Raw genomic sequence first — 11,642 nt, forward strand, 5'->3', positions numbered from 1 at the left:
GTTCTCTCCACCGCGCATCGGCCGCGACGCCGGTTCCGGTGATCAGTCTCCGATGACGATCCCTCCCCAATCCCTCCCCGACGCCCTGCTGTGGTTTGGCTTTGGCGCCCTCGCCATCGCGCTTCTCGGCGCCAAGCTGACGCGGCTGGCCGACCGCCTGGCCGATGAGACCGGTCTGGGCGAGGCAGTGTTTGGCGCCGTGCTGCTCGGCGCCACCACCTCCCTTCCGGGCAGTGTCGCCTCACTCACCGCCGCCCTGGCCGGCCATCCGGAGCTGGCGGTTAGCAATGCCGTGGGCGGCATTGCCGCCCAAACCGTTTTTCTGGTGGTGGCGGATCTGGTCTATCGCCGCGCCAATCTGGAGCACGCGGCCGCCTCGGTGCCCAATCTGTCCAATGGCGCTCTGCTGTGCGCCCTGCTCGCCCTGCCCTTGATGGCGGCTTTGGCCCCGGAGATGGCGCTCTGGGGTGTGCATCCCGCCTCGGGCGTGATGCTGGCGATGTATCTGGTCGGCCTGCGCCTGGCCACGCAAGCCCGTGATGCGCCAGCCTGGCAACCGGTGCGCACCGGCGAGACGCGCGAGGATGTGCCCGCGCGGAAAGGCGCCGATCGCGGCGGGGTTGGTCGTCTGTGGCTCGGCTTTGCGCTCACCGCCGCCGTGGTGGCGATCGCCGGCTGGATGGTGGGTGAAGCCGGCATCGCGCTGGTGCGCCTGACCGGCCTGTCCGAGACCCTGGTCGGCAGTCTGTTCACCGCCGTGGCCACCTCCCTGCCCGAGCTGGTCACCACGGTCGCCGCCGTGCGCCAGGGTGCGCTGACGCTGGCGGTGAGCGGCATCATCGGCGGCAATACCTTCGATGTGCTCTTTTTGGTGCTAGCCGACGGCGCCTATCGCGAGGGCTCGATCTATCACGCCATCGGCCCGGCGCCGTTGTTTTTGATCAGTCTGGCGATCCTGCTCACCGCCATCCTGCTGCTCGGGCTGATTCAGCGCCAACGCCATGGCTGGGGGAATATTGGCTTCGAGAGCGTGGCGGTGTTGGGGTTTTATCTGGCCGGACTGGCGATTTTGACCTGGTGACCGGCGATCTGAGCGGGCACCGGGCAGCTCCGGGGCTTTCCCCGAGTCTCGGTCCATTTGGGCCAACCCCGAGTCTGGCGCGCCGCGCTTCAGTCAACCAAGGGGCGCCCTGGCCCAGGGCGAAACCGTGCTAGCCCTAATTGACAAGCCGTAGAAGTATTTACCCTCGATTCTGGACATTTCCGTCCGACTCGTTCAAACTGCCTGCCTATGTTGATTGACGAGGCAGCCCCCTGAACTTGCACGACATCACCCTGCGTGCGGTCGCCCCAGATGAAGAGGCGCGCTTCAAAGCATTGCTCGAGGCGTATCACTACCTGGGCGCGGCGGCAAAAATCGGTCACACCCTCTGGTATGTCGCCATCTGGCGGGATCAGTGGTTGGCGTTGCTGGTGCTGAGCGCCGCGGCCTGGAAGTGCGCGGCTCGCGATCAGTGGATCGGCTGGGATCGCCGCTACCAGTTCGACCGCCTGCATCTGATCGCCAACAACGCCCGCTTTCTCATTCTGCCCCAGTGGCATGTGCCCAATCTCGCCTCCAAGGTGCTGTCGCTGTGCGAGCGCCAGGTCAGCACTGATTGGCAGACCCGCTTCGGTTATCCGCTGTGGTTGCTGGAGACCTTCGTCGATCCGCGCCGCTTTACCGGCACCTGCTATCGCGCGGCCAACTGGCTGGAGGTCGGGCAGACGCGCGGGTACCGACGCACGCGCGCCGGCTACAGCCAGCAGCCCGATGGCGCCAAGCGGGTGTTTGTCCGCCCCTTGATCGGGCAGGTCCAAGCACGCTTGTCCGACCCAAGACTCGATTCCCAGTATCGCTATGGAGCCCCAAAACTCATGATCTCCGCACAACAGATGCGTTCGCTTCCTGCGTTCTTTGCCGATGTCCCTGATCCGCGTCGCGGCCAAGGCCGGCGTCATCCCTTGCCGGTGGTTCTTGCGATCTCCGCCGCGGCGGTGCTGTGCGGGGCGCGTGGTTATAAGGCCATCGCCGCTTGGGCGAAGGATCTCAGCCAGGCGGCCCGGGCGCGCTTTGGTTGCCGTTATCGCAACGGTCGCTATGAGGTGCCCAGCCGCACGCGCATCCGCGATGTCCTCACCCGGGTCGATCCCGACGCCCTTGATGGGGCGCTGCAGGGCTGGAATGCGCAGATGGGCGCCGAGGACGAGGGCCTGGCCATTGATGGCAAGACGATGTGCAATGCCATCGACGCCGAGGGACGCCAGACCCACATCCTCGGTGTCGTTGGACATGACTCCAAGGTCTGTCACACCCAAAAAAAGTCGGTGCTTTGCCTGTCAATGGCAGTGATGAACTGAAGCAAACCAACGAGATCGGGATGGCCATCCCGGTGCTCGACTCCCTCGACCTCACTGACAAGACCCTCACCGCCGACGCCCTGCTCACCCAGCGCTCGCTCGCTGAGTATCTCATCGAACGGGGCGCGCATTACGTCTTTATCGCCAAAGAGAATCAGCCCACGCTGGTTGCCGACATCCGCCTGCTTTTCCAGGCGCGGGGCGAGCCGGATTTTCGCGAGTCATCGGACCTTGCGCATGGGCGTATCGAAAGCCGCGCGATTTGGACCTCCACGGCGCTGAACAACTATCTCGATTTCCCCCATGTCGGGCAGGTCTTCGCCATTGAGCGCACCACCACTGAGAAAAAAACCGACAAGACCTCCGTCGAGACAGTCTTCGGCGTCACGGATCATACCCCTGAGAGTGCAAGCCCTAAGCGCCTGCTCGCCTTCAACCGTGGGCATTGGGGCATTGAAGCCCATCACTGGATCCTCGACTGGAACTGGGATGAGGATCGCTGCACCATCCGCACCGGCCATGGACCAGAAAACATCACCCGACTGCGCCGGTTTGCCGCCGGTCTGATCAAAACGAAATCCAAGGATTCCGTGGCAGCCACCATCGAGAAGCTCGCGCGCAAAGTCCGCCGTGTCTTCGATTATCTGGGCATGACGGCAAACTCAATGCCCCGCGCTGCCCGTGTCGCGCCTGTTGGTTAGAACGGATTTGCCGTGCGCCCTGGCCATTTGGCATTCCCTTTGCTAAGAGGAGAGAACCCAAGGCCACAACAGGAGAAGCTCCGATGCAAGTCCAAGACATCATGACCCCGAACTTTCATGCCATTGGCCAAAGCGCATCCATGGCCGAGGCCGCCAGCCTGATGCGCGATCAAGATGTGGGCTTTCTGCCGGTGATCGAGGAAAACCAGATCATCGGCACCCTGACTGATCGCGACATCACGGTGCGCGGACTCGCCAGCGGCTATCCGCCGGAAACAGCCGTGGCCGACATCATGAATCCGGGCGTCGACTTTCAATACGCCGACGCGGACATTGAGGCCGCCGCGCAGCTGATGCACGAGCGCCAGGTGCGACGGCTGATGGTGCTCGATCACAGCAACCGCTGTATCGGCGTGGTCTCGCTGGGGGATCTGAGCCTTGGCAGTGGTGATCCGACCCTCGCCGGCGCCGCGCTTAAAGGGGTCTCCGAGCAAAGCGCGCCTTGATGGCAACCGGTCGGTTCTCTGATCAGCCAATCTCGGATCCACCCGTCACTGATCCACCAAAAGGCGCCCGCCAAGCCCATGCGGGCGCTTTCCCCCATTCAACATTCAACATTCAACATTGACCGAGGAGTTTGCCCATGTTTCGCTTTCTATCCCGGCTACTATCCAGTCGCCTGGGACTTTCGTTGTTACTGCTGATTGTGCTGGTACCCGCCGTGATGGCCATGTCCTGGGTCGGCACCGAGACGGTCATTCAACAAACCTCGGACGCGCCATTCTGCACCAGTTGTCACAGCATGACGCCCTTTGCCGAAACCCACGCCAAGGATGTCCATGGTGGCAACAACGCCGGTGGCGTTGTCGCCCAATGCACGGATTGCCATTTACCCCATGATTCGCCGAGGAACTACCTTGTTGCCAAGGTACAAACCGGTCTGCACGATGCCATGACCCAAGGCATCTCCTGGTTAGATCCGGTGGACTGGATCGGCAACCTGGAAGACCGTGGCGATTTTGTCTACGATTCCGGCTGTCTTCGCTGCCATGGCGCGCTCAAACAGGCCACCCAAGGCGACGAGGCCGCTTTGGCCGCGCACAAGGCCTACTTTGCCGAGGAGCAACCCGATCAGTGCGTGAGTTGCCATACCCAGGTTGGACATCAGGATTTGCGCGCGGCAATTGAGGAACATTTTCGCCATCTTCCGACCTCAGACGATTCGGACGACAACGCGAAACCAACAACAGACGAGGCAGCAGACGGCGCACCAAAGCCCTTCAGTGCCGCCTCAGCCACAGGCACGTAACTGCAACAGACTGAATGACCAACTCTCGGGCGCGCCTAGCGGCGCGCCCGTTGATCTCCCATGGCCTTGCCAGCCGTCGACCAGGTCAGAACTGCTGGCCGCCGCCCTGCTGCACGACACGGTCGAAGACACCGAGACCACCCTGACCGAGTTGGAACAAACTTTTGGCCCCACCATCAGCGCCTTGGTGGCGGAGGTGACGGATGATAAGTCGCTGCCGAAACAGGAGCGTAAGGCGCTGCAAATCGAACATTCCGCGCAAGCTTCGGCGGCCGCCAAGCAACTGAAGATCGCCGACAAGATCGCCAATGTCCGCGACATTCTCGCCGATCCGCCGGCCGATTGGCCGCTGGCACGCAAGCGCGAATACCTGGATTGGGCCGAGCAGGTGGTGCGGGGTTGCCGTGGCGTCAACGCTGCCTTGGATGCCTGTTGGAAGGCAACCCTCGCCGAGGCGCGCGGCAAACTGGAGGCCGAAGCGAGATGACGGCGCTTAACCCATCCGGCCGCCGTGCGCTGCAGTTTGGGTTGCTGTACGCTCTCGTTGGACTGGCGGTCGGTGCTTATGCGGTTCATTCGGCCATCGGCGACGGCTGGGATCTATTGCCTATTTGCGCGACGCTTGCCGCCTTCCTAACCGGCATTAGCCTGTGGTACTGGCTCATTGAGCGCCGGGCCGCGACGCACGGCCATGCCGGCATTCGGACCGGTATCCTAACCGGCGCGCTGGCTGGCATTCTGGCGCATTACTTGTGCTGGTACCTGCTGATTCTGTGTGCGAATCTGGATTATCTCTGGTTCGGCACGACAAGCTCGCTGGGCGAGCCGCCGATGAACCCAATCCAGGCACTGGCTGGCGCGGCGGTCTTCAGCGGTTTTAGTCTGTTCCTGTTCGGCTGGGTGACCATTCCGGCCGGCGCTCTGCTCGGCTTGCTGATGATCCGCCTTACGCGGGTGCTGCCGACCTGAACCGCGGTTGCGCGCTGATCAGGTGCCGCGCGACTGCGTGATCGAGACCGCCACACACTGAACAGAGACGCTGAAGGCGCATGATGGGTTGCGAGATGAGCAGGTTGAACAGCTCTGCGCACTGCTAGCTGATCTGATGTACCGCTCGGTGCGCAAGGGCTATGGTCCTTGCACCGGCCTGCCATGGCGCTGGGGCTATGGGTTGCCCGACTGTGGACCGTTCTCGCCGCCGTAACCACGCGAAGACCATCAGGGATCGATCCCGGACGGCCAACGTCCGTCAGCCAACAAGCACCAAAACGCGATTTATCAATGCGGCGACTCCCACCTCCTCGGAGAATCCTGAGAGGATTGATCGGATATAGCGACGCGGAGGTTCCAACATGCCCCAGCAACAAAGCCACAACATGGGAGCGGGCGGCGACTGCATCTGCCCGAAGTGCGACCATCGCGGCGCCCACCGCGCTGGTGTGCCTTGCCAAGACAATCGCTGCCCTCATTGCGGCGCCAAGCTGCTGCGCGAGGGGTCTTACCATGATCAATTGCTGCAGCAGAAGCGCCAGCGTTAGGACTGGCGCGCCATGCGAATCTATCTCGACTGTTGGCCCTGCTTCCTGCGTCAGGCGCTGAGCGCGTCCCGCCGCGCTGGGGCGTCGCCCGAACTGCAGCGGGCGATCCTGGAAGAGACCATGACCGCTCTGCACACGCTGACCAGCGACGCGACCCCACCGGAGATGGGCGAGCGCATTCATCGACTGGTGCGCGAGCGAGCGCGGGCTCCCGATCCCTACCTTGAGGTGAAACGCGAGGCCACCGCGCAGGCTCTGACCCTGCTGCCGGCGCTGCGCGAGCGAGTTCAGGAAGCCGAGGATCCTCTCCGCACAGCTGTGCGCATCGCCATCGCCGGCAACATCATCGACCATGGTGTCGCCGAGACCTTCGATCTGGAAGAAACCCTCGGGCGCGTGCTTGACGCCACGCCGCCCATCAATGATCTGGCGGTATTGCGCGGTGCGCTTGAGCGCGTGGATGAGGTGCTGTATCTGGCCGACAATGCCGGCGAGACGGTCTTCGACCGCGTGCTGATCGAGGCGCTGTCCATTCCCGTGACCTATGCCGTCAAGGCTGGCCCAGTGCTGAACGACGCGACCCGCGAGGACGCCATCGCCGCCGGTTTGGACCAGGTCGCGGACATCATCGATACCGGATGCGATGCCATGGGCGCACCGCTTCGGCTATGCTCGCCAGACTTCCGCGAGCGCTTCAACCGTGCTCGGCTCATTATCGCCAAGGGCCAGGCCAATTACGAGACGCTGAGCGGGGTCGATGCGCCCATTTGCTTCCTGCTGCAAGCCAAGTGCTCGGTGATTGCCGAGGACATCGGCGTCCCGACAGGAAGCGTCATCATTCAGGCCAGCAAAGCGCTGCGTGATGCCATGTCCTGATCGCTCTGACGGCCGTTTCATCATCCGGTCTTAATGACGGCCAGTCCTCATGGTCCCAGTCCTCTTGCGAGGGCTCGGTTTGCCCGGCACCGCTAGTCGTCGGCGGGTTGACGGGATCTGCCTTGCTTGAGCCGACCGCGAAATTTCTTCGCGGTCAGCCGTCGTTCCTTGGCGGCGCGTGACGGACTTGTGGCGATGCACGGCTTCGGACGATGGGTCGCCTGGCGGATCAACTCAGCGAGGCGTTCGCGCGCTTCCGCCCGGTTGCGCTCGCGCATTCGGAAACGATGGACCTCGATCATGAGCACCCCATCCTGATCCATGCGCCGTCCAGCCAGTCTGCCGAGACGTCGTCGCACGTCTTCCGGTAAGGATGGTGAGCCAAATACGTCAAATCGCAACTGGACAGCCGTGGCGACGCTGATCGACCTGGTCGCGCCACGACCGCGCGCCGATTCGGCTTCAGCCTGAGGCTGACAGGGCACATGGCCAGCGGCTCATCCGGTCCGCCATTGAGCGAGGCAGCACTGTTTGGCGACTTATTCGGCACCAGCTGTTTTTATATGTAGACTCAGCCTCAATCAATCTCAAATGACGTCCAATCCACTCAAGCAGAGTGATGCTATGTCCACAGACCAGCACAAGACCAAGCAGGAGTTGATCGACGAGCTGAATCATCTCCGCGGACGCATCGCTGAGTTGGAGAGCGCCGGCAATGTCGATGATTCAAGCCGCGGCGAGCCCATGCCGGGTGCGTTGCGCTGGTGCAACGCCCTGGAGCAGATCACCGACGATGCCCTCGGGGTTCTGGACGTCAAATACGTTTACAAGCACGTCAACACGGCTTATGAGCGCTTCTGGGGTCGACCCAAGGAGGAGCTCATCGGCCGCTCGGTCCCCGAGTTGTTCGGGGAGGCGATGTTTTCCAGCCAGATGAAAGCGCGCCTTGATCGCTGTCTGGCCGGAGAGGTCGCCCGCTATTCGGACTGGTTTGAGTCTCCGTCCTTGGGGCGTCGATACATGGACGTCGTCTATCACCCCTTGCGCGACCCCGAGGGCCAAGTCATCGGTTTGGTCAACCTGGCACGTGATATGACCAACCAGGCGCTGGCCGAAGAAGAACTCAAGCAACAGAAGAACCAACTCCAGCACATCGGAGAAATGGCGCAAGTCGGCGGCTGGGAGCTTGACGCCCGCACCATGGAGCTGACCTGGACCGAGCAAACCTTTGCCATTCATGAGCTGCCAGTCGGCCAGGCGCCCGATGTCCAGACGGGCATCGCGTTCTATCACCCGGAGCATCAGCCGAAGATCACCGCGGTGGTGCGGGCGGCTCTGGAACAGGCGCAACCCTATGATGTCCAATTGCGGCTGATCACAGCCAAGGGGCGGCACCTGTGGACCCGCTCCATCGGTCTTCCAGTCATCCAGGATGGTGAGGTGGTCAAACTCACCGGCGCCTTTCAGGACATCACCGAGCACAAACAGGCGGAAATTGCCCTGCAACAAGCCAAGGAACACCTGGAACAAGCTATTCGATCCGCCAATGTCGGCCTGTGGGATTGGGATCTGACCACCGACAACATCCACTTTTCCGCCGAGTGGGCGCGACAAATCGGCTGCACCGAGGAAGACATTGGCGATACCCTGGAGGAATGGACAAGCCGCGTTCATCCAGATGATAAGGGCAAACCCCTGGCTGATCTCGAAGCAATGCTTCACACACCCGGGAAGGGTTATGAAGGTGTGTTTCGCTTCCGCCACAAAAACGGCCAGTACCGCTGGATTCTGTCGCAGGCCACGGCTCACCGAGACAAGACCGGCAAGCCGGTGCGGATCATTGGCTCCCACATCGACATCACGCGCCAGAAGCAACTGGAGCAAGAGCGCTTGCGTCTGGAGGCGATTGCCGCCTGTTCGCCAGACTTTGTCGGCATCTCCGATCTCGACGGCCATGCGCTCTATCTCAACCCCGCCGGTCGGCGCCTGGTCGGTTTAACCGCCGACAGCGACATCGCCAACATTCGGATTACTGATTTTCTTTGGCCCGAGGATCGCGCCAGCGGCAAGGAGTGCATCGCGGAACTGCTGGAGAAGGGGCGTTTCTCGTGCGAGATTCGCTTCCAGCACTTCACCGACGACCGCCTGATCGAGATGCATGTCGAAGCCTTTCGCGTCGACGATCCAGTGACTGGACAGCCGCTCTTTATCGGCACGGTCAGCCGGGATGTGACCGAACGCAATCGCCTCACTGCACATCTCAAAGAGAGCGAACGCAAGTTTCGCTCCATGGTGGAGTTTGCCCCGCTTGGGGTGGCCATTGCCGATGCCAAGGGCGTGCTAAAAGAATGCAACCAGGCGCTGACCGACATTCTCGGTTACTCCAAGCGTGAACTCATCGGTCAGTGCTTCGCGTCCTTTACCCATCCGGACGATGCGGCACGCCAATGGACCTTGATCGAGCAGTTATTAACGAACCGCATTCGCTCCTACTCCCTGGAGAAGCGCTACATCCGCAAGGACAACACCCTGTGCTGGGTGAACATCACCAGCACCCTGTTCCCCAATCAGGAGGATGGAGAAGGGCTCGGTCTCACCTTTATCGAGGACATTACCGAACGCATGCAGGCTCAGAGGCGCTTGGAGAAAAGCCAGTTTATTCTGCGGGAAGCGGAAAAGCTCGCCGGCGTGGGAGCCTGGGAATGGGATATCGCCGCAGAGAGATTTTTGGTCTCCGAGAACTGGTGCTTGATTCATGGGACCGACAACCCGACGCCTCGAATGCAAGAACTGCTTCCCATCGCGCATCCGGAGGATCGAGCCGCCATTGAACAGGCCTGGGCCAAGGTACTGGAGGAAGGTCGGGACTATGTGATTGAGCACCGCATTGTTCGCCAAGATACGGGCGAAGTACGCTACATCAGCGCCAAAGGCCAACCCCGGCTGGACGCATCCGGCCAGGTGGCGCGGATGTACGGTGCGGCGCTTGATGTCACCGAACAGAAGCGCAACGAGGACGCCCTGCGCCAGGCCAAAGAGCAAGCCGAGGCCGCCAGCCAGGCGAAGTCGATGTTCCTCGCCAACATGAGCCATGAGCTGCGCACACCGCTCAATGGCGTGCTCGGTATGCTCCACATTTTGGAGGAGGCCGCGCTGGAGCCGGCGCTGGCGGAAGCGGTCGGCATCGCCATCAGTTCCTCGCGGACCTTGCTGACCGTCATCAAAGACATTCTCGATTTCTCAAAAATTGAAGCCGGCAAGCTCAGGCTTGCGCGGGAAGCCTTCGACCTTCCTGACCTGCTGCAATCGGTCCCGGCGGCTTTTGCTCATCAAGCCCAATCCAAGGGCCTGGCCCTGCACACGGACATCGCGCCGGATCTGCCGGCATGGGTGGTTGGCGATGTCGCCCGGCTGCGCCAGGTGCTGTTCAATCTGCTCGGCAACGCCATTAAGTTCACCGAGCGGGGTGAGGTGCGCTTGAGCACCCGCGCTCTGTCCCCAACCGAGCAGACAACCGACCAGACGCAAATGCGCCTGGAATTCACGGTCACCGACACCGGCATCGGCATCCCCGCGGATCGGCTCGCCGACATTTTCGAGTCCTTCAGCCAGGTGGAAGACGCCAGCACCCGGCGCTTTCAGGGCACTGGCCTGGGGCTTGCGATTGTTAAACGCCTGGTCGATCTGATGGGCGGACAGGTGAGCATCACCAGCACCCTGGGCCAGGGTACCGTGGCGCGGTTTGACGTCGCCGTGGGCACGGCGACCGAGCCAGCGCAGGCTAGCCAACCGGCACAACGCCCGCCCTCGACCGGGCAAGCGCCGACCCGGGTGTTACAGATCCTGGTGGTTGATGACGAAGCGACCAATGTCAAGGTGCTGAGCATGATGCTGACGAAGCTGGGGCATCAGATCGAGGCTGCCGCGAACGGGCTTCAGGCACTGGACAAACTGCGCCGTCAGCCCTTCGACTTGGTGTTCATGGATGCCGCCATGCCGGAAATGGGCGGCATCGAAACCACCCAAAAAATTCGGGAAAACCAACACGGCGATCTAAATCCATCGGTGCGCATTGTCGCCCTGACCGCCAATGCCATGCGGGGTGATCGGGAAAAGTACCTCGACGCCGGCATGGATGATTATTTGTCCAAACCCATCGACGCCAAGGCCCTGCGTGCGGTGCTTGAGACAGCCATGGCGCAAGGGGGGCTTCCGGCGCCGCCCCGGTGCGAAACGGGAGGACATCAACCAGGTGACTTGCCTGTCGTCGCAATGGATGAGTGACACCCTGTGGTTTTGTGTTGCCCTTCGATCTGTGGATTCACTCCACGGATTTCTGAGGGTCCATCATGGCTGCAACTCCTGGCGCCTCGCACGACCTTCCTGACCTCAGCCAATGCGATGCCGTCACGGCTTATTCATTCCCGTGGCCCCCGGCCCAATCGCTCGCCCCCCAATCGCCCTCGCCGCCGGAGGCTCGCCCGCCGACCGGTTCCGTGCATGAATCCGACGGGCTGGTGCTCTTGGAGTTCGAGCCGGAAGCGGAATCACCCGCTGCTGGCGACGAACGGCTCGCGCTGGACGTGCGCGGGCTCGACTGGGTTCGCCTTCGGACTGGGCGGTATTGGTGCTGCCGTATTGGGGCAGCTCACCGATCTCTGGGGGCATTGTCCGGGTCTACCTGATGTGCGCCTTTCTGCCGCTGATCGGCCTGCTTGCGGTGTTTCTACCGGATCTGCGTCAAGCCCCGGGCAAGGGAGTCACGATGGACCGGGTTGCGGTGCGAGCCTGAGGCGTCAAACAACGCCCGTCGCGCGA

Annotated in this window: 12 protein-coding genes; 11 read left to right on the forward strand and 1 reads right to left on the reverse strand. The window is 62.1% G+C overall.

Going from position 1 to position 11,642, the window contains the following annotated elements:
* Positions 1–52 precede the first annotated feature (52 nt).
* The 9 genes from Thiowin_RS17330 to Thiowin_RS17370 all read left to right on the forward strand — a co-directional run bounded on the left by Thiowin_RS17330 (position 53) and on the right by Thiowin_RS17370 (position 6,824).
* Positions 53–1,081, forward strand: a complete 1,029-nt coding sequence (locus Thiowin_RS17330) for a sodium:calcium antiporter (RefSeq protein WP_328984222.1) — start codon at positions 53–55, stop codon at positions 1,079–1,081.
* A gap of 239 nt (positions 1,082–1,320) precedes the next feature.
* Positions 1,321–2,400, forward strand: coding sequence for a Druantia anti-phage system protein DruA (locus Thiowin_RS17335; protein ID WP_328983442.1), 1,080 nt, complete (start codon positions 1,321–1,323; stop codon positions 2,398–2,400).
* A gap of 20 nt (positions 2,401–2,420) precedes the next feature.
* A complete protein-coding gene (locus Thiowin_RS17340) occupies positions 2,421–3,101 on the forward strand; it encodes an ISAs1 family transposase (RefSeq protein WP_328983484.1) in 681 nt (226 codons plus the stop codon).
* Between the two features lie 83 nt (positions 3,102–3,184).
* Positions 3,185–3,607 carry a CBS domain-containing protein gene (locus Thiowin_RS17345; RefSeq protein ID WP_328984223.1) on the forward strand — a complete coding sequence of 141 codons (423 nt, stop codon included), beginning with the start codon at positions 3,185–3,187 and terminating at the stop codon, positions 3,605–3,607.
* A 137-nt stretch (positions 3,608–3,744) separates the two neighbouring features.
* Positions 3,745–4,410: a cytochrome c3 family protein gene (locus Thiowin_RS17350; RefSeq protein ID WP_328984224.1), complete on the forward strand. Its 666-nt coding sequence runs from the start codon at positions 3,745–3,747 to the stop codon at positions 4,408–4,410.
* Positions 4,385–4,897: an HD domain-containing protein gene (locus tag Thiowin_RS17355; protein ID WP_328984225.1), complete on the forward strand. Its 513-nt coding sequence runs from the start codon at positions 4,385–4,387 to the stop codon at positions 4,895–4,897. The genes Thiowin_RS17350 and Thiowin_RS17355 overlap by 26 nt, the downstream gene beginning before the upstream one ends.
* Positions 4,894–5,379, forward strand: a complete 486-nt coding sequence (locus Thiowin_RS17360) for a hypothetical protein (RefSeq protein WP_328984226.1) — start codon at positions 4,894–4,896, stop codon at positions 5,377–5,379. The genes Thiowin_RS17355 and Thiowin_RS17360 overlap by 4 nt, the downstream gene beginning before the upstream one ends.
* Before the next feature lie 383 nt (positions 5,380–5,762).
* Complete coding sequence (locus Thiowin_RS17365) at positions 5,763–5,948, forward strand: ferredoxin (protein WP_328984227.1); 186 nt, start codon at positions 5,763–5,765, stop codon at positions 5,946–5,948.
* A 12-nt stretch (positions 5,949–5,960) separates the two neighbouring features.
* A complete protein-coding gene (locus Thiowin_RS17370; protein WP_328984228.1) occupies positions 5,961–6,824 on the forward strand; it encodes a damage-control phosphatase ARMT1 family protein in 864 nt (287 codons plus the stop codon).
* Positions 6,825–6,916: 92 nt separating this feature from the next.
* Here the strand turns inward: Thiowin_RS17370 and arfB are convergent, their stop codons facing one another.
* Entirely contained in the window at positions 6,917–7,309 is a 393-nt protein-coding gene (gene arfB, locus Thiowin_RS17375) for an alternative ribosome rescue aminoacyl-tRNA hydrolase ArfB (RefSeq protein WP_328984229.1), read from the reverse strand.
* A 139-nt stretch (positions 7,310–7,448) separates the two neighbouring features.
* Here arfB and Thiowin_RS17380 point away from each other — a divergent pair, with 139 nt between their 5' ends.
* A complete protein-coding gene (locus Thiowin_RS17380; protein WP_328984230.1) occupies positions 7,449–11,108 on the forward strand; it encodes a PAS domain S-box protein in 3,660 nt (1,219 codons plus the stop codon).
* 340 nt (positions 11,109–11,448) lie between these two features.
* A complete protein-coding gene (locus Thiowin_RS17385) occupies positions 11,449–11,616 on the forward strand; it encodes a hypothetical protein (RefSeq protein WP_328984231.1) in 168 nt (55 codons plus the stop codon).
* Positions 11,617–11,642: the final 26 nt, after the last annotated feature.

Source organism: Thiorhodovibrio winogradskyi (assembly GCF_036208045.1).
In the GTDB taxonomy this organism is placed as follows: Bacteria; Pseudomonadota; Gammaproteobacteria; order Chromatiales; family Chromatiaceae; genus Thiorhodovibrio; species Thiorhodovibrio winogradskyi.